Source organism: Methylobacterium sp. 77, from assembly GCF_000372825.1.
In the GTDB taxonomy this organism is placed as follows: Bacteria; Pseudomonadota; Alphaproteobacteria; order Rhizobiales; family Beijerinckiaceae; genus Methylobacterium.
This window is the reverse complement of record NZ_KB910516.1, coordinates 1,079,715-1,104,434: the sequence shown is the minus strand read 5'-3', so window position 1 is coordinate 1,104,434 and position 24,720 is coordinate 1,079,715. Positions and strand designations below refer to the sequence as shown.

Below are 24,720 nucleotides of genomic sequence, written 5' to 3'. Positions count from 1 at the left end.
TCTGATCCTTGGATCACGGCATCGGGCGATACCCGGACAGGGTTTTAACCCTTGATTAACCATGATCGGCCAAACACCGGGGTCAGGGCATCCTGGTGTCACGGGGCGAATTCAAGCGCGTCAGGTGATCAACCGAGGCATGTGGCTCGATGAGCCGCCCAGCGCGGCAGGACATGACATCTCAGGACGAGAAAAGGGCGCCAGGATGAAAGCCATCACCTTCGTCACCCAAAAAGGGGGCAGCGGGAAGAGCACGTTGTGCATCTCCTTGGCCGTCGCGGCGCAGGAACGCGGCCTGTCTGTCTGCATCCTGGAGATGGATCGCCAGGCGACGATCAGCGACTGGCTCGATCACCGTACGGTGGACGGTCCCGAGGTCGCCCAGATCGATGCGACGCAGATCGAGGCCGTGATGGCCCAGCTCCGCCAATCGGCCTACGATTACGTCTTCATCGATACGCCGGGCGTGGATTCCACCGGCACCCTTTCCGCCATTCGCGCGGCCGACCTCTGCATCATCCCCTGCCGCCCCACCCCGGCCGACCTGCGCGCCTTCAAGCCGACGCTGGCCGCGGTCTACCGGCTGGAGAAGAAGTTCGCCTTCGTGCTGAACCAGACCCCGCCGCGGTCTTACCGTATCCGCGACGCGGCCGACGGCCTCGCCGTGCTGGGTATCCTGCCCGACGTGAACATCGTCGCGCGCACCGATCACCAGGATGCGATCGGCGTCGGTCAGGGCGTCACCGAATTCAATCCCAAGGGACAGGCCGCGGCGGAAGTGCGCAAGCTCTGGACTTGGATCGAGAAGCGGATGCAGGTCGTCAAGCATGCCAAAGCCGCCTAGGCCGAACCTCGCCTCCATCGTCGCTGGAGCCGCCCCCCCGGCCAGGACCGCCGACATCGTCAAGCTCGATACGGGACACGCGCCACCCCGAAAGACGCCGAGTACCCTGAAGGAGCGTGCCCGGCAGATGTCGGTCTACCTGGAGCCGCCGGTCTACGATCAGCTGCGCGACCTCGCCCATACCGAGCGCACCAAGATGCATGCGCTCATGCTCGAAGCCCTCGACCTGCTGTTCAAACAGCGCGGTACGATCTCGATCGATGGACTCAACGACCGTAACCAGCATTGACCTCGCTTCCCCTGTCGCGGCCGACCGGCGACAGGGGAAAGATAGATAGATAGATGAGCAACTTGGGCTTCGATGCTCAGGTGCCACATTCGCTTCTGACGCGCCTTTTCGGCTTGCCGGAGGAGCGTTTCTTCAGCTGATATGCACAGCGATCAATCCGCCTTTTTCAACGGCATGACAGAGCGATAGCGCCGTCTTCGCACGTGACCGATGAGCAAGGGACGCCTTTGCGCGGCTGTCTCCCTTCATCGTTCAGGGTTCCTTTACGTCAACCCGACAATTGTCTGTGCAATCGAGGGTCGCCTGTTCACGGCGGCATTCGGCGGCCGGACCGGATCGCTCTTCCGCTCCCCAGCCAGTGTGGCGTTTGAGAGCGAGAGTGCTGGGCGGTTGGGTATGGCGCGTTCGACGAAAGCCGGATCGGCTCAACCGGCGGGGCTTCCCCTGGTACGCCTCCTCGCCGTGTCCGTAGTGGCATTGACCACCGCGAATTGCGCGCAGAACACCCAGAAGCTCGCTGGTCCGGCAGGATCCTCCTCATCGTCCTACGATCCGAAATACGGCGTGAAGGCCAGCCCGCGCCTCTATCAGGAGGGCGACGCCATTCCCAAAGGCGGCGGCCGCCGCTTCTCGGGAAAGCCCTATGTGGTGGCGGGGCGCACCTACGTGCCGCGTGACGATGCCAAGGGCTATGTCCGGGAGGGCCTTGCCTCCTGGTACGGCAGCGCCTTTCACGGGCGAATGACGGCCAATGGCGAGGTGTTCGATCGGCACTCCATCGCGGCCGCTCACCCGACCCTGCCTTTGCCGAGCTACGTCCGAGTGACCAACCTGGCGAACCGCCATTCGATGATCGTGCGCGTCAACGATCGCGGACCGTACCATGCCAACCGCGTGATGGACGTGTCGGAGGAGGTGGCTCAGGCTCTGGAATTCCATCGCAGCGGCACCGCGAAGGTGCGGGTAGAATATGTCGGGAAGGCCTCCACCGCCGGCAGCGACGACCGCAAGCTGATGGCGACGCTGCGCACCGATGGCGCGCCTGCCAATGTCGGCGGCCGCTCACCGGTCATGATGGCCGATCTCGGACCCGATGCCGAGCCGGAGCGGTTCGAGCGCGCGCAGCGTCCTGCCCTGGCCTTCAAGCCGGCCGTGGAGGAGGAAGACGCCGCGCCCACTCCGCGTCCTGCCCGGTCCGCGCCGGTGCTGGTGGCGGGTGGTTCCCACGTCGCCGTGCCGGCGGCCCTGCAGCCCACGACCGCCCGGTCGAATGGGTTCCAGCCGACCGTCCCCATGCGTTCGGCGCCCGTCATGCAGATGGCCCATGCCGCTCCGAAGGCGAGAGAATCCGCACCGCTCGACATCGCACCACCGTCGATGCGCCTCGCCTCCTTTGCCGCCCCTGCGAATGGCTCCTCGTCGAAGCGCGGCGTCGCATCGACTGCCGAGGCCAAGATGCCTGAGGCCAAAATGCTGCATGCGAAGCTGGCGACCTCGGGTCCGAAGACCAAGGTCGCTCAGATGGCAATTCCGGCAGCACCGCAGCGGATGGCCGTTGCGGCTCCGTCGCGTGGTACTGCCCTCACAATGGCCGGCCGCACCGGCCCGCTCGTGAAAACGGCGCTCGCCACGCCGCCCGCCCGCCCCGGGACGGCATATGTGCCGGTCGCAGGCCTGCGACCCGCTCCGCTTCCTTCGAGCCCGTTGGCGACGGCCAAGGCCGGGATCGCCAAGCTTTCCGTGCCGCCCGCCGGCTCTCAGCTTGCTAATTCGCAGCTTGGTAATTCGCAGCTTGCCAACTCCCAATTTGGACGTGGCAAGTCGTCCTCCCCGGCCATCGCCACCGCTGCTGCGAAACCAGCCCCGTCGCGCCGCTCTCGCATCGCCGAGGTCAATTAGTTCGAAGCGGCTTAAAAGAAATCGTTGTTTCTTCGTAGTTGGTTGGCGCAGTTTTCTCGCTCCACGGTTATGGAGTGGCCGTCACGATGGTGGGCCAGCGCCGCTCTCGCGAAGGACCTCTCGATGTGGCGGCATTCTGCCTTCCACCGCGTTGCGATATCATCGGCGACGGTGCGTTCAATTTCGTCGGGAATCCGCTATACCATCTCGCACGGGCGAGAACGGACCGGGCTTTTCTGCCGAGCCTCGGGGCCGATGGGCATGAGGCGAGTGATGCGTGCGACAAGATCCCGGAACAAAATGGCCGACGGCTTTCGCGCCGGATTCGTCGGCTTCAGCCTCTCGGCCATCGGCTGGTTCGCCGCCATACCGGCCTTGGCGCAGGGCTTTCAGACTGCGGCTCCGCACGCGATCCTGATCGATGCCGATTCCGGCTCCGTGCTGTTCGAGAAGGCGGCCGACGAGCTGTTTTCCCCGGCTAGCATGGCCAAGCTGATGACCACGGAGATCGTCTTCAACGAGATCCGGCAGGGCCGGCTCAGCATGGACAGCGAGTTCCAGATCACCGAGGACGCCTGGCGCCGGGGCGGTGCCGGCGGCGGCGGCTCATCGATGTTCGCCCAGCTCAACAGCCGCATCAAGCTGTCCGACCTGCTGCGCGGACTGATCGTCCAATCGGGCAACGACGCGGCCATCGCCATCGGCGAGGGCATTGCCGGCTCGGAGGAGAATTTCGGGCGTATGATGACCACGCGGGCCAAGGAAATCGGCCTGACTCGCTCCACCTTCCGCAACGCCACCGGCTATTCCGCGCCGGACCAGAAGGTGACCGCGCGCGACCTCGCCAAGCTGGCGACCCATATCATCGACACCTATCCCGACCTCTATAAGATCTTCGCCGAACGCGAATTCACCTGGAACAAGATCAAGCAGCAGAACCGCAATCCGCTCCTTACCCTCGATATCGGGGCGGACGGACTCAAGACCGGCTATCTTGAGGAATCCGGTTACGGCCTTACCGGTTCGGCGGTGCAGAACGGCCAGCGGCTCGTGATGGTGGTGAGCGGCCTCAAGACGGCGCGCGACCGTGCCGCCGAATCGCGAAAGCTTGTGGAATGGGGCTTCCGCGCCTTCGAGCCACGTCAGATCTTCGCCAGCGGCGAGACCGTGGCCGACGCCTCCGTCTTCGGGGGCGCACAGGGCAGCGTTCCGCTGGTGGCCAAGAAGCCGGTGCGGGTACTCCTTCCGCGCGGCAACGGCGACCGTATCACCGCCCGCGTCGTCTACCAGGGCCCACTGACCGCGCCGGTGGAGCAGGGCAGGGAAGTCGGCCGACTGCGCATCACCCGGGGCGATACCCAGGCCCTCGACCTGCCGGTCTATGCCGGGGAAGACGTGGCGGCCGGCACCATCCCGCAGCGCGCCCTCGATGCGGCCTGGGAGGTCGGGACCGGACTGTTCCGCCGCGCCTTCGACAAGGTCGGCGCACCCGATAAGGCCGGCGCCAAATCGTGACCGAACGCGGCGGGATGCAGGCGCGGCGGAGCGGAGCATTCATCACCTTCGAGGGCGGGGAGGGGGCCGGCAAGTCGACGCAGATCGGTCGGCTCGCGGTTCGGCTGCGCGGCGCTTCCTCTATTCCGGTCGTGACGACACGGGAGCCCGGCGGTTCGGCGAAGGCCGAGGCGATCCGAGAGGCCCTGCTCGCCGGCACGGTGAAGCGGCACGGTCCCTTCGCCGAGGCGCTGCTGTTTTCCGCGGCCCGCATCGACCATCTCGACACGATGATCCGTCCGGCCCTCGCCCGCGGCGAGACCGTCCTGTGCGACCGCTTCGCGGATTCGACGCGCGCCTACCAGGGGGCGGCGGGGGGGCTCGATCCCGCTTTGCTCTCCGCCCTGGAACGGGTCGTCATCGGCAATACGAGGCCCGACCTCACGCTGATCCTCGACCTCGATCCCGCCATCGGCCTCGGCAGGGCGAAGGCGCGGGCCGGGGAGGGAGGAGGGGGCGCCGACCGTTTCGAGGCCGAGGCGCTCGGCTTCCACACCCGCCTGAGGGAGGCGTTCCTTGCCATCGCCGCGTCAGAGCCGGAGCGCTGCGTCGTGATCGATGCCGGCCTCTCCGTCGATGCCGTGGAGGAGGCGATCGCAGCCGCCATCATCGCCCGCCTGCCCCACCATCTCACCGGCGCGGAGGCAACCGACGATGCGGCCTGAACGTGCGCCCGAGGATGTCGAGCCCGGCGACCTCGCCGACATTCCCCGCCCGCGCGAGCAGGCCGATCTCGTCGGCCATGAAGAGGCCGAGGCTGCCTTCATCGAGGGGATCGGCTCGGGCCGGCTGCACCATGCCTGGCTCATCGGCGGCCCGCGCGGGATCGGCAAGGCGACGCTGGCCTATCGTGTGGCGCGCTGGCTCATCGCCAACGCGGGTGCTGTGCACGTCCCGGACACCCTCGCCGTCGATCCCTCCCATCCGGCCGCCCGGCAGGTGGCGGCCCTGTCGCATCCCAACCTCGTGGCTCTGCGCCGGACACGGCCGCCCAATGCCAAGACGCTCGCGACCAAGATCTCGGTGGATGCCGCCCGCCACGCCCTCGACCTGTTCGGCTCGACCGCGGGCAACGACGGCTACCGCATCTGCATCGTCGACAGTGCCGAGGATCTCAACGCCAACAGCGCCAACGCGCTGCTGAAGATGGTGGAGGAGCCGCCTCCGCGCTGCCTGTTCCTCATCGTCAGCCATGCACCGGGCCGCCTCCTGCCGACGATCCGCTCGCGCTGCCGCGCCCTCAACCTGCGGCCCCTGAGAGAGGGGGAGGTGGCCAAGGTCCTGGGGAGCTTCCCTCCCCCCTCCGTGCGGCCGGAACCGGAGGCGCTGGCTCGCGCCGCCGCGCTCTCCGAGGGCTCGGTGGCGCAAGGCTTCGCCATGCTCGATCCGGCGACGTCCGGCTTCGTCGGTGAAGTCGAGATCCTGCTCTCGCGCCTCGACCATCCCGATTGGCGCCGCATCATGGCGCTCGCCGAAAAGCTTTCGGGACGGGATGCGGACGAGCATTTCGCAGCGTGCCTCGAGGCGGTGTTCCGCTTCGTCTCCGCCGAAATCGACAGACGCCGCCATGAGCCTCCCGCTCGCCTTGCGGCACTGGTGGAGGTGTGTGACAAGATCGCCCGCGCCGCCCGGGAGGCCGCGACCTACAACCTCGACCGCCGGCCGCTGATCCTCTCGCTGTTCGGCGACCTCTCAGGGACGGTGCGCTGAGGCGGGCGGGCCGGGTCGTCCCGTGTTCCGGGGCCGTCCTGTGAGCCTATGAACCCTGTATCCGGGGATACCGTTACACGATGGCCAACGATTCAGGCCCCACCCTTTCCGATGCCAACACCTTCGGCATCAGCACGGCGATCTCGTATCCCAACGGCGCGCCCCATATCGGCCACGCCTACGAGGTGATCGCCACCGACGCGATTGCCCGGTTCAAGCGCCTCGACGGCTACGACGTGCTGTTCTCCACCGGCACAGACGAGCACGGGCTCAAGATCCAGCAGACGGCCTCCAGGGCGGGCATCAGCACGAGAGAGCTGGTCGACGACATGGCGGCGCGCTTCAAGGCCATGGCAGAAGCGCTGAACTGCAGCCACGACCGCTTCATCCGCACCACGGAGCCGGACCATTATGCCGCCGCCCAGGAACTCTGGCGGCGCATGGAGGCGAACGGCGACATCTACCTGTCGAAATATGCCGGCTGGTACTCGGTGCGCGACGAGGCCTATTACAACGAGGACGAGACCGAGATCGGCCCCGACGGCGAGCGACGGGCGACGGAGACCGGCACGACCGTGACCTGGATGGAGGAAGAGAACTTCCTCTTCCGCCTCTCCGCCTACCAGGACCGGCTTCTGGCTCTTTACCAGTCCCAGCCCGATTTCATCGGCCCCGAAACCCGGCGCAACGAGGTCGCGAGCTTCGTCCGCTCCGGCCTCAAGGACTTGTCCGTGAGCCGCACCAATTTCAATTGGGGCGTGCCGGTGCCAGGCCATCCCGACCACGTCATGTATGTCTGGGTCGATGCGCTCACCAACTACCTGACCGTCACCGGCTTTCCCGAGGAGACCGATGCGCGCAAAAAATTCTGGCCGATGGACCTGCACATCATCGGCAAGGACATCGTGCGCTTCCATGCGGTCTACTGGCCGGCCTTCCTGATGTCGGCGGGCTTGGCCCTGCCCAAGCGCGTCTTCGGCCACGGCTTCCTGCTCTCCAAGGGCGAGAAGATGTCGAAGTCGCTCGGCAACGTGGTCGATCCGATGGACCTCATCGCGACCTACGGCGTCGATGCGGTGCGTCAGTTCGTGCTGCGCGAAGTGCCCTTCGGCGGTGACGGCAATTACAGCCACGAGGCCATCATCGCGCGTTATACGGCGGACCTCTCCAACGGTCTCGGCAACCTCGCCCAGCGCTCGCTCTCGATGATCGCCAAGAATTGCGGTGGCCTGGTCCCCGAGCATGGCGAATTCACGCAGGACGACCGGGCGCTCCTGGCGCTCGCCGACGCCCTTCCCGGCACGGTGAGGGTGGCGATGGACAAGCTCGCCCTTCACACCGCGCTCGCCGACATCTGGGCGGTGGTGACGGCCTCCGACCGTTATTTCGATGCGCAGAAGCCCTGGGTGCTGCGCAAGACCGATCCGGTCCGCATGGCCGCCTCGCTCTATGTGGTGGCCGAGACCCTGCGGGCCATCGGCATCCTGGTGCAGCCGTTCATGCCGGACTCGGGTGCCAAGCTCCTCGACCTCCTGGCCGTGCCGGCCGACAGGCGGCAACTGGCCGATATAGGGGAGGGCGCTCGGCTCGTGCCCGGCACCGCCCTGCCGTCGCCCGTCGGGCTGTTCCCGCGCTTCGTCGAGCCGGACATTCCGGGCGCCTGAAGGCCCGAGCCCACCATCGCATTCATGCCGAGTTCCTTCATGCTGGTCGACAGCCACTGCCATCTCGACTTCCCGAACTTCGCCGACGATCTCCCCGGTGTGATCGCGCGCGCCGAGGCGGCGGGCGTCACGGGGATGCTCACGATCTCGACGCGGGTTGCCAAGGCGCGGACCTACGAGGCCCTGTCCGAGGCGCATCCGCAGATCTGGCACACGGTGGGGACTCATCCCAACGGGGCAGGGGACGAGCCCGACATCCCGACGGAGGAGATCGTCGCCCTCACCCATCATCCGCGCTGCATCGGCATCGGCGAGGCCGGGCTCGATTTCCATTACGAGGATGCAGCCCCCGAGACGGTGCAGGAGCGAGTGTTCCGCCGGCACATCGCGGCCTCCCGCGAGACCGGCCTCCCCCTCGTCATCCATGCGCGCGACGCCGACGAGCAGATGGAATCGGTGCTCGTCGACGAGATGAAGCGAGGCGCGTTCAAGGCGGTGCTGCACTGCTTCTCTTCGGGCAGGCGCTTGGCGGAAGTCGGGATCGAGCTCGGGCTCTCGATCTCGTTCTCGGGCATCGTCACCTTCCGGCGCTCGCACGAGCTTCGCGACATTGCCGGATTCGTGCCGCGCGACCGCATCATGGTGGAGACCGATGCGCCGTTCCTGGCGCCCGAGCCGCATCGCGGGCGCAGCAACGAGCCGGCCTATACCGCGGACACCGCCCGGTCCCTCGCCCTGACCCTGGGGTTAGAGTTCGAGGATTTCGCCGCGCTCACCACGGCCAATTTCCACCGCCTCTTCGACAAGGCGACCCCATCCGGCGGCCGGGGGGCGTGACAGCCGCCCGCGCGCTCCGATACCAACGGACCGGGAGGTGCGGATGGGTTCTCTGACGTTGACGATCCTCGGCTGCGGCTCGTCCGGCGGCGTTCCGCGCGTCGGCTATGGCTGGGGCGCATGTGATCCGGCCGATTCGAGGAACCGGCGCCGCCGCTGCTCGATTCTGGTGGAGCGGCGAGGGGAACCGGATGGGGCAGTGGGAAGCGAGGCGGGGTCCACCACCCTCCTCGTCGATACCTCCCCGGATCTGCGCGAGCAGCTCCTCGCGGCGCGGGTCCAGCGCCTCGACGCCGTGCTGTTCACCCATGCCCATGCGGACCATACCCACGGGATCGACGATGTGCGGCCGCTGGTGATCCACATGCACCGGCGCATCCCGGTTTATGCCGATGTCGAGACCCGTGCCCTTTTGACCGCGCGCTTCGGCTATTGCTTCGAGACCCCGCCCGGCAGCGCCTATCCGCCGATCCTCGACCTGAACGATCTCGTGGCCGGGGAGCCCGTCTCGATCCGGGGCGAGGGCGGTGCGATCGAGGCTCTCGCTTTTGGAATGGAGCACGGCACCGAGACCGCACACGGTTTCCGCTTCGGCCCCGCGGCCTACGCGCCGGATGTGAGCCTGATGCCGGAGGCGAGCAAGGCGCGCCTCCGCGGCCTCGATCTCCTCATCATCGACGCCCTACGCGACACCCCTCACCCGACCCATTACTCGGTCTCGGATGCGCTCGCGCTGATCGAGGAGGTGCGCCCGCGGCGCGCGATCCTCACCAACCTTCACACCGACCTCGACTACGCCACCCTCGCGGCCAAGCTGCCGCAGGGCGTGATGCCGGCCTATGACGGGCTGTCGGTGAGCGTGGATCTCTGACGAGAAGGGCCTGGTGCCTCAGTTACGAAGTGGGTCCGCCGGAACCAGGCCGGCATTGACCAGGATCTGCGCTGTGGCTGCCTTGGCGAGGCGGTCATAGCCCGCATCGGTCATATGCAGCCCGTCCGGACCGATCATCTGCGCCTGGCTCAGGAGGCCGCTGGCGGCCCAGGTCCGCATCAGGGCGTGGCGACGGATCACCGGCACGTCGAGTTCGGCGGCGAGGCTGTGCAGCGCCTCCCCGTAGCGCTCGGCGCCATTGGTCGTGGTCAGGCGGCGGCACCATTGCTGGTCCATCAGGATCACGTCAGAGCCGGCGGCGCGCATCGCTGCGATGCCCTGGCGCGTCAGTTCCGTGAACCGCTCCACCGTGACGCCGGTCATCGGGTCGTTGCTGCCGGTCTGCCAGATCACGAGGTCGGGCCGCTCGGACAGCACGTCACGGTCGAGGCGCCGAGCCATGGCCTCGGCATCGTCCCCGCCCTTGCCACGGTTCAGAACCGTGACGGTGGAGTGATTCGTGCCCGCGACGTCGAGGCGTCCTTGCAGGTCTTCCTGCAACTGAGCGGGGTAGGCGGCAGCCGGCGAAGAAGCGCCCGACCCTTCCGTGGATGACGATCCGAAGGCGACGATGCGGATGTCCGATCCCGCTTTCACCAAAGCTGCCAGATGGGAGAGCTTCGCAAGCGCTCTCGCTGCGATCGCCGGCTTCTGCGCCACCGGCTCCGCCCATGCCGGACCGCCGAGACCGAGTGCCACGAGGGCAAGGCCGAGAATCGGAGCAGCGCAGGGTTTGAGCACGGTCAGCATCGGATCCGCTTCGAGAACGAGAGGGGCGGGCGGTCATGGCGACCGTTGCCGCGCCGCGATGGGTTAGACACGCGGTTTGAGATAGGATTGTGACAATTGCCCTAGAAACTGGCGGATCGTTTAAGGGATGTGGTGAGCAAGGCGTGAACCGGCCATCTCTCGGCGAGACATGATGGAATGGTGTATTCCAAGTTTCTGCAGAGAGCCACCCTCACCCCGTATCCAGGGCAGATAAGTTCCATAATATATCTTATGCGAATGGTGGATCCGGGTGGAAATCCGGGACCGGCATCGGCTCGAACTGCACTCCGGCAGGATACTCCTACGATGCCCGCGCCGTATCCGGCGCCCTGCCCTCGCCAGTGGTGAACCGGCCGTAGCGCAGGGCCAGGGTCGGCAGGATCATGAGGTTCAGGATCGTCGAGGTCACGAGACCGCCAAGGATGACGATGGCCATCGGGCCTTCGATCTCGCGGCCTGGCTCGCCTGCACCCAGCGCCAGGGGCAACAGCCCGAGGCCCGTGACCAGGGACGTCATCAGGATCGGGACCAGGCGGTCGGCTGCGCCCTCCACCGCCGTGTCGCGATCCCATCGCCGGCCCTCGACGGCGACGAGGTGCTCGTAATGCGAGATCATCATGATGGTGTTGCGCAGGCTGATGCCGAACAGCGTCACGAAGCCGACGATGGAGCCCAGCGACAGCACGGCCCCCGTGGCGAAGACCGCGAGCACACCGCCGACGAAGGCGAAGGGCAGGTTGACCAGCACCAGCATGAGGTTTCGAACGCTACCGGTGACGACGGCGAGCAACAGCACGATGCCGAGGCCGGCGAGCCCTGAGAACAGCAGGAGGTCGCGCTTGGCCCGAGCCTGTGCTTCGGCCGAGCCGGCGAAGCTTACGTAGACGCCGGTCGGCAGCGCCACCTCCTTTGCGATCTTGCGTCGCGCGGCCTCGACGAAGGAGGCGACGTCGCGCCCCGTGACGTTGGCGGTGATCGCCTGGACGCGCTGTGCACCCTGGTGCTGGACCTGGTAGCGCGCCGACGTCTCGTAGATATCCGCCACCTGGGCGAGGCGGATGAAGCGGCCGTTCGATGAGCGCAAGGGGAGGTCGCCCAGAGCCGTGAGACGCCCCCTCGCCCCAGAATCGAGGATCACGAGGACGTTGAAGACCGCATTGCCCTCGTAGGTCTGGCCGACGACGTCGCCCTGGTAGGCGGTCCGTACAACCTCCATCACCTCCACCGCCGAGAGGCCCCAATGGCGCAGGTCGTTGGGCCTCAGGCCGACATTGATCTGCGGCAGGCCGGCGGGAGAGGCCTGCTGGATATCCGTCGCTCCCCGCACCTCGGCGAGTTCACGGGCGATGTCGCGCGCGGCCGCCTCGATCCGTGCGAGGTCGTTGCCGAAGACGTTGACGACGACGGGCGCGGTATAGCCGGAGACGGTCTCCTCGATGCGCTCGGTGAGGAAGGTCTTGAGCGAGAAGGCGGCGCCCGGAAACCCCGCCATCAGCGTGCGGATCTCGGCCTCGGCCCTGCCCTGTCCGGCGCCGTCGAGCCCCTGATCGAGGTCGATATGGATTTCGCTGTAATGGGTTCCGGCCGTGTCCTGGCCGGCCTCGGCGCGGCCGATCTGCGAGGCGACCGCGCGGATGCCCGGGATCTTCAGGAGTTCTGTCGTGATGCGGCCGCCGAGCCGCATGGATTCTCCGAGCGAGGTGCCGGGCGCTGCCGCCATGTGCAGGATCAGGTGGCCCTCCTTCAGGTCGGGCAGGAAAGTGCTGCCGAAGAAGGGCGTCGCCGCAACACCCGCCAGCGTCGCCAGGATACCGCAGGCGATGACGACGCGCGGCGCGCGGTTGATCCGCTGCAAGAGCCGGGTGTAGCCGCCGCGCGTCCAGCGCATGACCGGTGGGTCGTGCAAATCCGTCTCGCGCCGCCCGGTGAGGAGCATCATCGACAGTGCCGGGGTAACGGTGAGCGCCACGGCCAGCGAGGCCACCACCGCGAGGATGTAGGCGAGGGCGAGCGGAGCGAACAGCTTGCCGGCGATGCCCGACAGGACCAGCACCGGCAGGAACACCAAGAGCACGGCGAAGGTGGCATAGGCGACCGCCGTGCGGACTTCGAGGATGGCATCGATGACCACCCTCCCCTCGGAGACGGGTGCGGCGAGGCGCCGGTTGTCGCGCAGGCGCCGGACCACGTTCTCGACGCCGATGACGGCATCGTCCACCACCTCGCCGATGGCGATGGCGAGGCCTCCCAGCGTCATGGTGTTGAGGCTCTCGCCCATGGCCTGGAGCGCCACCACGGCGGCGATGAGCGAGAGCGGGATCGCCACCGACGAGATCACGCAGGTGCGCCAATCGTAGAGGAAGGCGAACAGCACGACGACGACGAGAATGCCGCCGAGCCCGAGAGCCTGAAGCACGTTGGCATTGGCGATGGTGATGAAGTTCGCCGGCCGGAACAGGTCCGCTCTCAACGCCACGCCCTCTCGGTCGAGGGCGGGGCGCAGGTCTTCCAGGGCGGCCTCGACGCGGGCCGTGACCTCGCGGGTGTTGGCGCCGTATTGCGCGCCGACCATCAGGAGCACGCCGCGCCTGCCATCCACCAAAGCGGCGCTGATCGGCGGCTCGCCGGCCGCGACCACGGTGGCGACATCGCCGAGGGTCACACTCGCCCCGCCCTCGTTGATGAGCACTGTGCGGCCCAGTTCCTCGGGGGTAAGCGACTGCCCCTCGGTCTGGAGGGTGACGCGCTGGTTGATCGTGTCGACGAAGCCCGCCCCGCGCACGCCGGTGGCCTTGCGGGCGGCGGCGAGGACGTCGTTCATGCCGATGTTGTAGCGGATCAGGTCCGCCGGGCGGATCTGGACCTGGAGCGAGCGCACAGCGCCGCCATAAACCGAGACCTGACTGACGCCGGGCACCGCCAGCAGCCGAAGGCGCACGGTCCAGTCCGCGATGGTGCGCAGGTCGAGATCCGAGCGCCGCTCCGAGGTGAGGCCGACGAGGAGCACGGTGCTGGTGGCCGAGGTGAGCGCCGTCATCGCCGGAGGCAGCACGCCCTGGGGCAGGCGGCCGGCGAGCGCCGTCAGCCGCTCCGTCACGAGCTGACGGACGCGGTAGACGTCGCTGCCGGTACCGAAGGTGACGGTGATGACCGACAGGCCCTGGATCGAGCTTGACCGCAGGGATTCGATACCCGGCAAGCCGTTCACCGCCACTTCGATCGGCTGGGTGACCAGCACCTCCACCTGTTCGGGGTTGAGGCCGGGTGCCTCGGTCTGGACGACCACGGAGGGCGGCGCGAATTCGGGAAACACATCGTATTTGGCATCGGCCAGCACTGCGAAGCCATAGCCGGCGAGCGCCAGGCTGAGCGCCAGGACGATGCCGCGGAAGCGGACAGCGAAGGCGACGAGGGCCGCCTGGGGACCGTTCGGAGTGTCGCTCACGTCAATCGTCGTCCACGCCGCCGGAGACCGAAAGCAGGCTCTTCATCTCCTCCGACAGGAGAGCCTGCGCACCGGTGAGCACGATCTCGGTCTCGCCGGGCAGATCCTCCACCACATAGGCGTCCGCCGACATCGGCGGGTCGGACTTGAGGGCGTGGCGGGCGAAGGCGTTGGGCGCCACCGCCCGGTAGATCCAGGTGCCGCCCTGCCAATGCACCACGGCATCCTCCGGCACACTAATGCCGGTGACGGTCCGGTCCGAAGCGAGGAAGGCGAGCATGCTCATGCCGGGCAGGAAGCCGCTGTCGCCGGGCACCGTATAGAAGAAGCTCAGGCCCTGGATGCGCTGGTCGGTGCGGGTGGCCGGAGAGATGTAGCGCAGCGCGATGCGCACGCTTTGCGGCGGCACCTCGGCGAAGGCGGCGGAGGGCTGTCCCTTGATGCTCTCGCCCGGCGGCAGCGTCACTTGGACCAGGAAATCGACGCGTTCGATCAGACGAGTGATCGCAGGCGAGCGCTCGACGATGGCCCGGCCGATCACCGGACCCCATTCCTGCTGAGCGGTGGCCGCGAGGGTACGGACCTGCGATTCGGCCGCCGCCAGCGCGGCTTGATCGGTCTGGAAGGTGCCCTCGGTGGTCTCGACCTGAACCGTGGTGGCGTAGGGGCCGAGGTTCTTCGCGCGTTGGAACGCATTACGCGAGACCTCGACGCGGGCCTGGGCGGTCTGCAGCTGCGCCCTGGCGCTGGCATAGGAATTGGTCAGGTCGGTGACCCTGGCGACGTCGAGGACGCTGCCATAGGCCTGGAGCTCTTCGCGGTGGGCAGCGGAGGTGCGAACCTGCGTCGCGATGCCGAGCCGTTCGCGCTCCTCCGGCTTCAACCGGACTACGGTTCGCCCGTCCTCGATCGCGGTACGCTGGGCCGGGAGATGGCGATGGGCCGGCGTTCCGGGCACGATCCGCTCACGCAATTCGGCGATCAGGGCCGTGCCGGTTTCGCTCGCCGCGTAGACGCCGATGCCGGCCACCACGCCGGCAAACAAGAGAACGCGCACCCACGACACCAGAACCGCCCTCCCCGGCCTCGCGGTCGAAGGCCGCATGTTCTCAGGAACGGATATAGTGCCGCTCGGCAACTCGATACTGGCCGTGCCGAATTATCCAGTCCTGGCTGATGGTGTCCTATGGTCCATCGGGAAGCCCGCGGCTTCCCAGCCCCGGGCCGGCAAGGGCTCCAGGCTCGCGATTTCTGGGGAGGCCGAAGCTCATCGTGAACCGCACCATCTCCTTGCCCTACCTACCACCCTACGATTGGCCCGCGACCCTGGCCTATTTCGGCGGCCGGGCCATTCCCGGTGTCGAGGTCGTGACGGGTGAAACCTATGCGCGGACCGTCTTCCTCTCCGGCCGGTGCGGCACGTTCTCCCTGGCTCCGGGGCAGGGCGATGTCCTCGTGGCCGCGATCGATCATCCCGATCCGGCCATCGTGCCGCAGATTCTCGCCCGGCTGAGGCCGATGTTCGATCTCGATGCCGATCCGGTCGTCATCGCGGCCGCGCTCTCGCGCGATCCCGACCTCGCACGCCTCGTCGCCGAACGACCGGGCCTACGGGTTCCGGGCGCCTGGAACGGATTCGAGCTCGCGGTTCGCGCCATCCTCGGGCAACAGGTCTCGGTGAATGCCGCCACCCGCCTCGCCGGCCGCCTGGTTTCCGCCTTCGGTGAACCTTTGGCGCCGGAGCGGGCCGTCGCGGGCCTGACCCATCTGTTCCCGACGCCGGGTCAATTGCGCGAGGCCGAGGTAGCCGCGACCCTCGGCATGCCGGGCGCACGCGGCAGGGCGATCAACGCGCTCGCCGCAGAGGCCCAGGCGAACCCTCGGCTGTTCGACGGGGGAAGGGGACTCGACGCAGCGGTGGCTGCCCTCAAAACCTTGAGCGGCATCGGCGAGTGGACGGCGCAATACATCGCCCTGCGAGCCTTGCGCGAGCCGGATGCGCTGCCGGCGGCCGACCTCGCGTTGCTCAGGTCCCTCGATACCGGCACGGGGCGTCCGACATCGGTGCAACTGCTCGCTCGGGCCGAAGCCTGGCGCCCGTGGCGGGGCTATGCCGCCATGCACCTTTGGGCGAGCGACGCAGCGCGGATCGCGGCCGCCCTCCCCCCCGCCGCCAGAAGCGGCCCTCCCCGCCCGGCATGATTGCGGGCACTGCGATGCGCAGACCTGTGGTCCGCGGCCTTGCTCATCCTTGCCTTGGCGGGACAGAAGAACGCCGGGGCTACCGCATGCGAGACAACACCGCGAAGGCATCATGACCTCTCCGTCCGCCATACCCGGCCCGGCCATCGAGACCCGCGCTGCCGCTGCCGCCTACCCGCTCCTCCTGTTCACGACGCTGCTCTGGGGCGGCAACGTGGTCGCGGGCAAATGGGCCGTCGGGGAGGTCTCGCCCCAGGTGCTCACCTGCCTGCGCTGGGCCTTCGCCTGCCTCGCGCTGGCTTGGCCCGCCTGGCGCGGAATCGTGGCCGAGCGCCACCTGATCGCGCGGCACTGGCGCTACGTCCTGCTGATGGGGGCCTGCGGCTACACTGCCTATGCGAGCCTGTTCTACGCAGCCGGCATCTACACGACCGGCGTCAACGTCGCCCTGTTCCAGGGTGCGATCCCGGTCCTCGTCATCCTGCTGAATTACATCGTGCACCGCGTCGCCGTCACCGGAGCGCAGGGTCTCGGCGTCGTCATCACCCTCGGCGGCGCAGGCGTGGCGGCGACGCATGGGGACTGGCACATCCTGTCGACGCTGTCCTTCAACGTCGGCGACATGCTGATGCTCGGAGCCTGCCTGCTCTATGCCGGCTACACCGTCGCCCTCGCCGACCGGCCCAAGATGTCCGGCCTGACCTTCTTCTCGGCGATGGCTTTGGCCGCCTTCGTGACCTCCCTCCCCGCGCTCGTCGTCGAGCAGGCCGCCGGCCACCTGATCTGGCCGACGACGCAGGGCTGGGCCATCGTCGCCTTCGTGGCGCTCGGGCCATCCCTCATCGCCCAACTCTCGTTCATGCGGGGTGTCGAGCTGATCGGGCCGAATCGGGCCGGGGTGTTCGTGAACCTCGTGCCGATCTTCGGCTCCGGCCTCGCCATCCTCGTCGTCGGCGAACCCTTCCAATGGTATCAGGCCCTGGCCCTCGGCCTGGTGCTCGGTGGCATCGTCATCGCCGAGCGCTTCGGTCGCCGCGAACGTCCCGGCGGGGTGGGGGCCAAGTGAGGGCGGATGCCCGGTCGGCCTCAGCCGGCGGCCGCGTTTTCCAGCGTGGCGATGTCGAGCTTCACCATGTCCTGCATGGCGGAGAAAACGCGGCGCGCCACGGCGGGATCGGGATCCGCCAGGAGCCGCGGCAGGATTGTCGGGACAATCTGCCAGGGCACTCCCCACTTGTCCCGGAGCCAGCCGCACATGATCTCGGACCCGCCATCCGCGGTGAGGCCCGTCCATAGCCGGTCGACCTCGACCTGATCAGCGCAAGCCACCGAGATGGAGGCCGCCATCCCGTAATCGGCTTGGGCGCCTCCGTTCAGCGCCTGGAAGCTCTGCCCGCCGAGGGTAAAGGCGACCAGTAGCGCATCACCCGTCTCCCCACCCGGCCACGGCCCCGGTGAGCGCTGGACGTGGTCGATCCGCGAATCGGGTACGAGAGAGACGTAGAGGCCGACGGCCGCCTCGATGTCCTTCCCGAACCACAAACAGGTGCTGACCTTCGACATCGTCGACGCCTCCCGCGAAACCGAGCTTGCGGAAGGATATCAAATGCCCAGACCCGATCCCACTAGATGATGAGCCCTCGTCGCAGGGCGATGGCGACGGCCTGAGTGCGGTTGGCGGTGCCGAGCTTGGCGCGGGCCGAGCGCAGATGAAAATCGACGCCGTGGGTCGAGATGCCCATCACCTCGCCGATCTCCCAGTCGGTCTTGCCCTCCGCCGCCCATTGCAGCGCCTCGCGCTCGCGTGGGGCGAGGCGCGCGGTCGCCGCCGGGCTCTGGCCATTCAGCAGCAGAAGGTGACCGAACGCGTAGGTGGCGATCAACTGGAGCATGCCCCGGTCGGCCGGATCGATGGCGAGGCGCTCGCCCGAAACGCTGAACCCGGCGGTCTCGCCGTCCAGGGTCATCAACGGGATGGTCAGGCCGTCGCACAGACGAAAATCCGCCGCCTCGTCCATCACCTTGCGTGCCAGCGGATCATCGGCATGCTGTTCGGTGGCGTCACTCCAGGCGAAGGGCGCCGTCGAGTGGCCGAGACGCCGGACCGTGGGATCGTGAAAGGCATAGCCGCGCATCATGTAGCGCCGGCCCCATTCCATCGGGAAGGTGTTGAGGAGGACGTGGCCGCGCTGTTGGCGAGCGGGCGTGCCCTGGGCCGGCACGGTGGCCGCCATGATATGGGCGACGCCGAGATCCGCCAGTTCTGCGAGCAGAACTCTGGCGACGTCCTCGCCGCTCGCGGTCCGGTCGAGGGAGCGCAGGAAACCGAGAGTCTGATCGAGGGATTTGCGCGTCAACCGCGTTCTCGCCGGGAGAGGCCGATCACTTGGCCGTGACCGAACAGCATGTGAGCGAGCGAACTCTAGATTGTCAATCAATTCTCCAGGAGTGATCGATTTTGCACGATCGGGTTTGTGGACCCCGTCATCCGAACAGGTCGATCACCGCGAACCCTCTCGCTTCCAGCCTTTCGGCCAGGACACGGCGGTGGCACCGCTCCGGGTCACGCTCGAAACACAGGAGGCAGGTAGGCGCCCGCGACGCGAGTTCGCGCAGGGCGTCCAGGGCGAGGCCGCCATCGGCGGTGTCGAGCACCTCCTCGCAGTAGATCCGGCGCATCAAGGCCGCGTCATGGGCGCGGGCCGCCTCGCGCCCGGCCTTGGGCGTGCCGAGTTCCCTTGCATGCGCATAGGTGAGCCCCGCCTCTTCCAGGCTGGTCTTCAGGGCATTCTTCGAGAAACCCCGCTTGCGCGAGTTCGCGACCGCGCGGATGTCGGCCAGTGTCGCCACGCCGGCATCCTTCAGGGTCGTGACGAAACGCTCGGAATCGAGCCCTTCGTAGCCGATGGTGAACAAAACCTTGCCCAGTCTCCCCTCCCCTCGAAACGGCATATCCGCTCGTAACTTAGCATCGAACGCAAACCTGCGGCGAAAGCGCCGGAATGCACGCTATGTGGCTCTCGCGCAACGACTTACGGAATTCCGCCGCATTGCCGTCAAAGCTCTGTTAACCGCACGGGGGTCATCCCTTAGCCATTAGCGTAGCGCGTGAGAGACGGTGGGCCGGGTATCGATGTCGCTGAAGAACGGAATCGACCCGACAAACCTGACCGCGACGCCACGGGGCACGGCGATGCGCTGGGCAAAGCGTTCGCTGACCGCTGCGCTGCTGGCGACTCTCGCCGCATGTGCCGGAAACAACAGTGACTTCTACCCGACGAAGGGTGACGTGAAGCCCCATCCGGGTGTCGCGCGCGCCAAGCAGCATCCGATCCAGGGCATCGACATCTCGAAATGGCAGGGCCCGATCGATTGGGCCTCGGTGCGGGGAGCCGGCACACAGTTCGCTTTCATCAAGGCGACGGAAGGCGGCGACCACGTGGACGAGCGGTTCCGCGCCAACTGGGACGGGGCCGCCAAGGCGGGCGTGCCGCGCGGGGCCTACCATTTCGTGTTCTGGTGCCGCTCGGCCCAGGACCAGATGGAGTGGTTCAAGAAGAACGTGCCCAACGATCCGACGGCCCTGCCCCCCGTCCTCGACGTGGAGTGGAACGGCCATTCGCAGCTCTGCCCGAAGAAGCTGCCGAAGGCCCAGGCGCTGGCGATGATGCGCTACATGCTCGACGAGATGGAGCGCTACACCGGCAAGCGTCCGATCATCTATACCGACATCACCTTCCATAAGGACGTGCTCGAGGACGAGCTGCCCGACTACCCGCACTGGGTCCGGTCGACGGCGGCCGAGCCGGAGCAGCGTTTCGCCAAGCGCCGGTGGATGCTGTGGCAGTTCACCTCGACGGGCCGGGTTCCGGGCGTGCGCGGCGATGTCGATCGGAACGCCTTCTATGGCTCGACGGCCGAATGGGCCTCGTTCCTCTCCACCGATTGCGACCCGCGCGACCACACCCGCCTCGCCGGACAGGGGCTCTGCACCGAGAAGTGAACGGAGCGCGGGTCTATCGGCCCGCGTCGATGACGCTGGTGAGGACGGTGCCGTAATGGCAGGCCGTCGCGGCCAGGACGAAGGCGTGCCAGATGGCGTTCTGGTAAGGCAGGCTGCGCCAGACGTGGAAGACGACGCCGGCCGAGTAGAGCACGCCGCCGATCGCGAGCAGCCAGAGGGCCTCGGTATTGAGGGCTCCGATGACCGATTCGTAAGTGGCGACGCCACTCCAGCCGAGCAGCAGGTAGAGGCCGATCGCGGCCCGGTCGAAGCGTCCGGGCATGAGGAGCTTCAGGGCGATACCGATGCCCGCCAGCACCCAGATCACAGCAAGTAGGATCCAGGCCGTCGATCCGCGTCCGACGAGGGCGACGAGGGGCGTATAGGTGCCAGCGATCATAAGGTAGATGATGGCGTGGTCGGCCCGGCGCAGGATCCACTTCCGACGTCCGACCGGCCACATGTTGTAGGTGGCCGAGACCCCGAGCATCGAGACCAGTGCGGCGGCATAGACCACCACCGCAGCGCGCTCGGTCCAGTTCAGCGGCGCCATTGCCGCGAGCATCACGATGGCGATGGCGCCCGCGACACCGAATGCGACGCCGGCATAATGGATGGCGGCGTCCGCCATTAGCTCTTTTCGAGTGTAGTTCCAGGTCAGTCCGATGGGTCTACCGTCCTCAGCCAGAAACATCGCTGACTCCGAACTTGTCTGTCGAAGCTTAAGCGACGAAAGCCGGAGTCGTTCCGTGTTTGGACTGCGTAGGCTGCGCAAGCGCCGGGCGTGGTGAATCGACGCTTGTCGGTGACCCTTCACGTCCTCGGTACGCGCCGGTCCTCAAAATGAAAAGCTCGTGAAACGACTCGCCAGAACGACGGCCCATGCCGCGCCGAGAAGGCCGGTGAGACCGAAGACGACCCGGCGCGTCCGCCGATCGCGCTTACCCTCCGCGCGCAACGAATCGACGAGCGTCTGTTGGCGCATACCGTCGCGCTCCACGGATACCTGCTCTTCCGACACGAGGCGTTGGTCGTGCATATGGAGGTGGCCTTTCGGTTCTGGTTGGACGATGCCGGGCAACGCATGCGCGCCGCGCTCGACATGCCGGTAACGGTTCAAACCCAAGCTTGGTTTCGCTGCGGTGCAGCGAAACATGGTCGGAGGGCGAATCGTCGATGGTTGTCGGAGCGTCGCAAGCCGTCGGCCAACCTGCGCCGGCCTTCGTGCATCGCAGTGAGGCAAGCCATGCAGGCGGTCGTCTAGGCGCTTCGACCGGTCAGGCCTTCGAACCCGAAAGCGGCGGTGACAGCCGTGTGCGATGACTCCGTTTGCAGGGGTGTGCCGCGACTGAGCCGTGCATGGACGGTCGCCATCATCAGGACCGCCATCGCGAAGACCTGATGCGCCAGCCCCGCCCAGAGCGGCACTGCCAGCAGAAGGGTGACGATGCCCAGTCCAGCCTGCGCCAGGGTCAGGCCTGCGATACCGGCCGCGCGACGCGCTGTCCCGCTTGCCGGCAGTTGCCTGCGTGCGTCGATGGCATGGAAGAGGGCGAAGGCGATGAGACAATAAGCCATCAGGCGGTGGTTGAACTGAACCAGTGTGACGTTGTCGACGAAGTTCTCGATCCACGGGCTAACGGCGAAGAGTTCGGAGGCTCCAGGCACGAGGACGCCATCCATGTCCGGCCATGTGTTGTGCACGAGCCCGGCTTTCGACCCGGCGACGAGGCCTCCGAGGGCGATCTGGAGCAGGACGAGGATCGGTAGCAGGCCTGCCGTCAACCTCAGCCGCCCTGGTGCAGGCTCGGATGACCCGGCCCGTAAGCCGGCGGCCAGCCAGACGAGTCCGGCCAGGATCAAACTCGCGGTGGTGAGATGGAGGGCGAGCTTCAGTGGCGCCACAGCCGTCATGCCGGGCTGGAGGCCGGAAGCGACCATGATCCAGCCGATCGTCCCCTGAAGGCCGCCGAGGGCGCCGAGGCCGAGGAGGCCGTATCCGAGGCGCCGGTCGATGAGGCCACGCCGCCAGAACACGAGGAGGGGCACGAAGAAGGCGAGGCCGAGGACGCGTCCGAGCAGGCGGTGGCTCCACTCCCAGGCGTAGATCACCTTGAAGTCCGACAACCCCATGCCCTGGTTGAGGATCCGGTATTGCGGCGTGTCCTTGTACTTGTCGAATTCCGCGGCCCAGGCCTGTTCGGAGACCGGGGGCACCACGCCGGTCACCGGGCGCCATTCGGTGATCGACAGCCCCGATCCCGTGAGGCGGGTGGCCCCCCCGACGGCGACCATTGCGACGACGAGGACGGCCAGCGTGTAGAGCCAGATGCGGACCGGGCGCTTGGAGCGGCTCGGTGCGGTGGTGATGATATCGCGTGAAGGCATCGCGGTGGGGCTCGCGTGGCGTGTCGGGGCAAGGTGAGGTTCCCCTGCGATACGCATGAAGGGCGCACGGGAGCAACGTCCCTCACGGCCGCAGAGGGGCAGGATGCGGCGCGAGCGGCAATTGCCTTGCCTGGGCCGTCGGCCTAACCCCGGCGGCGACTTCCCCGTCGGGAAGTAGGCCTTTTCCAGGAGAGCGCCCATGCGCCGCCGCACCCGCACGCTGCTCGGCACGATCGGCATGCTCGCCTTCGTCGCGCTCTATGCGCCGCTCGCCATGGCACTGGCCGACAGCCGCATCTCGCAGACGCCGCCGGTGGTGCAGGCGATCTTATACGCCTTCCTCGGCATCGCCTGGATCTTCCCGCTGATGCCCCTGATCCGCTGGATGGAGCGAAAGGACGTCGACGGGGGGACCTGAGACCGGGATTTTCCCTGACGCCGGGATTTCGCCGCACTCGGCCGTCACTGGCTTGGCTGCGTTTCGATATTCCGTCAGATCCAGGCCGAGATCCGCCGACCCATGAACCGATTGCTCGCGTCCTTCCTGCTCGTAGGCCTCGGCTGCACCGTCATCCCGGTCCTCGTCGCCCCGGCCTCGGCGCAGGGCGCGCCGCGCTCGATGTCCGAATGCGAGCGCCTCAAGAACGATCTCGCCTATAACCAGTGCCTCGCGATGTTCGGGCCGGCCGCCAAGAATGTCGGCGGCGGCGGAGAGGGCAGCGGCGGATCGGCATCCTCCTCCGTGGCGACGGCTCTGGCCGCCATCCCGCCCGGCAGCGCCGAGGCTATGCCCATGGCCGAGGAGCCTGCGCAGGAGGCCGGTAGGGGGCAGCGCGGCAGGCGCGGGCGCTACACCCGTCACGGTCGCCAGAGCGCCAGTTTCAGTGTCGGTGCGAGCGAAACCCGCTCCTATCGCCGTCGCAGGCGGCACTGACCGCTCCGTTGGGGAAGCGGCAGCCAGTCCGAGGTGGGCTCACACCACGTTGAGGCGTCGACCGCGATTCCAGGCGAGGAACGGAACACCCGACAGCAGTGCGCCGAGCGCCGCCCTCGATTGATGGAGCCCATTTGCCGAGACCCGCGGCAGGGCATGAAGATGGTCGACATGACCAGGGAACAGGTGACCAGGCCGGGTGGTCACGGCCGTGTCGAAACCGAGTTCGCGGGCGATTCCGAATTCCCGTCCACCGGCCGAGGTCGGATCGCCAACGGGATAGGATAGGTGCCGGACCGGCCGCCCGATTATCTGCTCGATCCGCGCCCTGCCCTCCCCGATCTCCCAGCGCACGCGGTCCTCATCGTACTTCGCCAGCATCGGATGGGCGATGGTATGGGCGCCGATCGTCAGGTCCGGATCGGCGGCGAGGCTGCGCAGCTCTTGCCGGGTCAGGCAGAGTTCGTCCGCCACCCGCCCTGCCCCGATGCCGGCCTCGTCGCAAAGTTCGGCGATGGTGGCGAGCAGGCGCTCCTCCGGTCCGGTGCGCAGGCGTCGATAGAGCGTGGCGAAGGCGGCCGTCTTCTCATCCGCTGTGGCGGCGGGCAGATCGAGGGAGACGGCTCCATCCAGGGTCACCCTCACCCGGTCGAGGCGACCGATCGCGCGTTCGAGTTCGATCCACCACAATCGCCCCCGCCCCTCGGTGAAGTCGCTCGTGACGAACAGGGTCCAGGGGACGCGGTGCCGCCTCAGGATGGGGACGGCATATCGTGCGTTGTCGCGGTAGCCGTCGTCGAAAGTCAGGACGGCGAAGGGCTTATCGCTGGTGGGGCGGGCAAGCCTCTCCGGCACGGAATCGAGGCCGACGACGTCGAATCCCTTCGCTTCCAGTGTGAGCAGCACCTCGTCGAGGAAGTCCGGCGTGATCGTGAGGATGGCGTTGGGCGCGTAGGCTTTCGCAGGTTCCGGATCGACATGGTGGAATGTCAGGATGAGTCCGCTCCCTCGCGCGATCCCCTTCAGCCAGCGATCGGCACCCGAGCCGGCGATGGCGCGGAAGCCCGCATCGAACAGGCGGTGACGGAGATCGGGCGAAGGCATGGACCTGACTGGAGAAGGGCGAGATCGAATCAACTTCGATCATCAACCTGCAAGGTTTCGTTACCCACACCGCGAGATGATGTCTTGCCGTTCCCCATCGTCACCGGCGCTTAAGGAGCTGAAGCGCTAGGTGCTGACGAGAGAG

24 protein-coding genes are annotated in these 24,720 nt (G+C 67.3%); 14 read left to right on the top strand and 10 right to left on the bottom strand.

From position 1 onward, the window contains the following. Positions 1-205 precede the first annotated feature (205 nt). From A3OK_RS0105135 to A3OK_RS0105090, 9 genes are all read left to right on the top strand, one after another. The gene (locus A3OK_RS0105135; protein ID WP_019903865.1) at positions 206-844 is read left to right on the top strand and encodes a ParA family protein; all 639 of its coding nucleotides are present in this window, start codon (positions 206-208) and stop codon (positions 842-844) included. Continuing rightward, entirely contained in the window at positions 828-1,133 is a 306-nt protein-coding gene (locus A3OK_RS0105130) for a ribbon-helix-helix domain-containing protein (RefSeq protein WP_026596958.1), read from the top strand. The genes A3OK_RS0105135 and A3OK_RS0105130 overlap by 17 nt, the downstream gene beginning before the upstream one ends. A gap of 396 nt (positions 1,134-1,529) precedes the next feature. Next, positions 1,530-3,032: a septal ring lytic transglycosylase RlpA family protein gene (locus A3OK_RS0105120; RefSeq protein ID WP_019903863.1), complete on the top strand. Its 1,503-nt coding sequence runs from the start codon at positions 1,530-1,532 to the stop codon at positions 3,030-3,032. A gap of 300 nt (positions 3,033-3,332) precedes the next feature. Then, entirely contained in the window at positions 3,333-4,547 is a 1,215-nt protein-coding gene (locus A3OK_RS0105115) for a D-alanyl-D-alanine carboxypeptidase family protein (RefSeq protein ID WP_019903862.1), read from the top strand. A 14-nt stretch (positions 4,548-4,561) separates the two neighbouring features. Beyond that, entirely contained in the window at positions 4,562-5,251 is a 690-nt protein-coding gene (gene tmk / locus A3OK_RS0105110) for a dTMP kinase (protein WP_036302576.1), read from the top strand. Continuing rightward, positions 5,241-6,296, top strand: a complete 1,056-nt coding sequence (locus A3OK_RS0105105; protein WP_019903860.1) for a DNA polymerase III subunit delta' — start codon at positions 5,241-5,243, stop codon at positions 6,294-6,296. The genes tmk and A3OK_RS0105105 overlap by 11 nt, the downstream gene beginning before the upstream one ends. Positions 6,297-6,376: 80 nt before the next feature. Next, the gene (gene metG, locus A3OK_RS0105100) at positions 6,377-7,960 is read left to right on the top strand and encodes a methionine--tRNA ligase (protein ID WP_019903859.1); all 1,584 of its coding nucleotides are present in this window, start codon (positions 6,377-6,379) and stop codon (positions 7,958-7,960) included. 39 nt (positions 7,961-7,999) lie between these two features. Further along, positions 8,000-8,797: a TatD family hydrolase gene (locus A3OK_RS0105095; RefSeq protein WP_026596956.1), complete on the top strand. Its 798-nt coding sequence runs from the start codon at positions 8,000-8,002 to the stop codon at positions 8,795-8,797. Positions 8,798-8,840: 43 nt separating this feature from the next. Next, positions 8,841-9,668, top strand: coding sequence for an MBL fold metallo-hydrolase (locus A3OK_RS0105090; protein ID WP_019903857.1), 828 nt, complete (start codon positions 8,841-8,843; stop codon positions 9,666-9,668). An 18-nt stretch (positions 9,669-9,686) separates the two neighbouring features. On the opposite strand, the gene A3OK_RS0105085 is transcribed toward A3OK_RS0105090, so the two are convergent. From A3OK_RS0105085 to A3OK_RS0105075, 3 genes are all read right to left on the bottom strand, one after another. Then, positions 9,687-10,478 carry an SGNH/GDSL hydrolase family protein gene (locus A3OK_RS0105085; protein ID WP_019903856.1) on the bottom strand — a complete coding sequence of 264 codons (792 nt, stop codon included), beginning with the start codon at positions 10,476-10,478 and terminating at the stop codon, positions 9,687-9,689. Positions 10,479-10,800: 322 nt separating this feature from the next. Continuing rightward, entirely contained in the window at positions 10,801-13,944 is a 3,144-nt protein-coding gene (locus tag A3OK_RS0105080; RefSeq protein WP_019903855.1) for an efflux RND transporter permease subunit, read from the bottom strand. Between the two features lies 1 nt (position 13,945). After that, positions 13,946-15,001 (bottom strand): efflux RND transporter periplasmic adaptor subunit, encoded by a 1,056-nt coding sequence (locus tag A3OK_RS0105075; RefSeq protein ID WP_155911954.1) that lies wholly within the window; start codon positions 14,999-15,001, stop codon positions 13,946-13,948. A 215-nt stretch (positions 15,002-15,216) separates the two neighbouring features. On the opposite strand from A3OK_RS0105075, the gene A3OK_RS0105070 reads away from it, so the two are divergent. Together A3OK_RS0105070 and A3OK_RS0105065 are read left to right on the top strand one after the other, a co-directional pair. Further along, positions 15,217-16,146, top strand: a complete 930-nt coding sequence (locus A3OK_RS0105070) for an AlkA N-terminal domain-containing protein (protein WP_019903853.1) — start codon at positions 15,217-15,219, stop codon at positions 16,144-16,146. A 112-nt stretch (positions 16,147-16,258) separates the two neighbouring features. Further along, positions 16,259-17,212, top strand: coding sequence for a DMT family transporter (locus A3OK_RS0105065; protein WP_019903852.1), 954 nt, complete (start codon positions 16,259-16,261; stop codon positions 17,210-17,212). 20 nt (positions 17,213-17,232) lie between these two features. On the opposite strand, the gene A3OK_RS0105060 is transcribed toward A3OK_RS0105065, so the two are convergent. The 3 genes from A3OK_RS0105060 to A3OK_RS0105050 form a co-directional block, all read right to left on the bottom strand. Further along, on the bottom strand, positions 17,233-17,709 hold the full coding sequence (locus A3OK_RS0105060) for a VOC family protein (protein WP_019903851.1): 477 nt from the start codon (positions 17,707-17,709) through the stop codon (positions 17,233-17,235). Positions 17,710-17,771: 62 nt separating this feature from the next. Continuing rightward, entirely contained in the window at positions 17,772-18,503 is a 732-nt protein-coding gene (locus A3OK_RS0105055) for a LuxR family transcriptional regulator (protein ID WP_019903850.1), read from the bottom strand. A gap of 127 nt (positions 18,504-18,630) precedes the next feature. Next, the gene (locus tag A3OK_RS0105050; RefSeq protein WP_026596953.1) at positions 18,631-19,074 is read right to left on the bottom strand and encodes a DUF488 domain-containing protein; all 444 of its coding nucleotides are present in this window, start codon (positions 19,072-19,074) and stop codon (positions 18,631-18,633) included. Positions 19,075-19,339: 265 nt separating this feature from the next. Here A3OK_RS0105050 and A3OK_RS0105045 point away from each other — a divergent pair, with 265 nt between their 5' ends. Next, entirely contained in the window at positions 19,340-20,149 is an 810-nt protein-coding gene (locus A3OK_RS0105045) for a GH25 family lysozyme (RefSeq protein WP_155912123.1), read from the top strand. 13 nt (positions 20,150-20,162) lie between these two features. On the opposite strand, the gene A3OK_RS0105040 is transcribed toward A3OK_RS0105045, so the two are convergent. The 3 genes from A3OK_RS0105040 to A3OK_RS0105030 form a co-directional block, all read right to left on the bottom strand. Then, complete coding sequence (locus A3OK_RS0105040; protein ID WP_026596952.1) at positions 20,163-20,843, bottom strand: hemolysin III family protein; 681 nt, start codon at positions 20,841-20,843, stop codon at positions 20,163-20,165. Positions 20,844-20,987: 144 nt separating this feature from the next. Next, a complete protein-coding gene (locus tag A3OK_RS24525; RefSeq protein WP_245259314.1) occupies positions 20,988-21,305 on the bottom strand; it encodes a hypothetical protein in 318 nt (105 codons plus the stop codon). A 104-nt stretch (positions 21,306-21,409) separates the two neighbouring features. Then, positions 21,410-22,537 carry a COX15/CtaA family protein gene (locus A3OK_RS0105030; RefSeq protein WP_019903845.1) on the bottom strand — a complete coding sequence of 376 codons (1,128 nt, stop codon included), beginning with the start codon at positions 22,535-22,537 and terminating at the stop codon, positions 21,410-21,412. 199 nt (positions 22,538-22,736) lie between these two features. Here A3OK_RS0105030 and A3OK_RS0105025 point away from each other — a divergent pair, with 199 nt between their 5' ends. Next, positions 22,737-22,955 carry a DUF2842 domain-containing protein gene (locus A3OK_RS0105025; protein ID WP_019903844.1) on the top strand — a complete coding sequence of 73 codons (219 nt, stop codon included), beginning with the start codon at positions 22,737-22,739 and terminating at the stop codon, positions 22,953-22,955. Between the two features lie 102 nt (positions 22,956-23,057). Next, positions 23,058-23,471 (top strand): hypothetical protein, encoded by a 414-nt coding sequence (locus A3OK_RS0105020; RefSeq protein WP_019903843.1) that lies wholly within the window; start codon positions 23,058-23,060, stop codon positions 23,469-23,471. Positions 23,472-23,510: 39 nt separating this feature from the next. Here the strand turns inward: A3OK_RS0105020 and A3OK_RS0105015 are convergent, their stop codons facing one another. Then, complete coding sequence (locus tag A3OK_RS0105015) at positions 23,511-24,575, bottom strand: polysaccharide deacetylase family protein (RefSeq protein WP_019903842.1); 1,065 nt, start codon at positions 24,573-24,575, stop codon at positions 23,511-23,513. Positions 24,576-24,720: the final 145 nt, after the last annotated feature.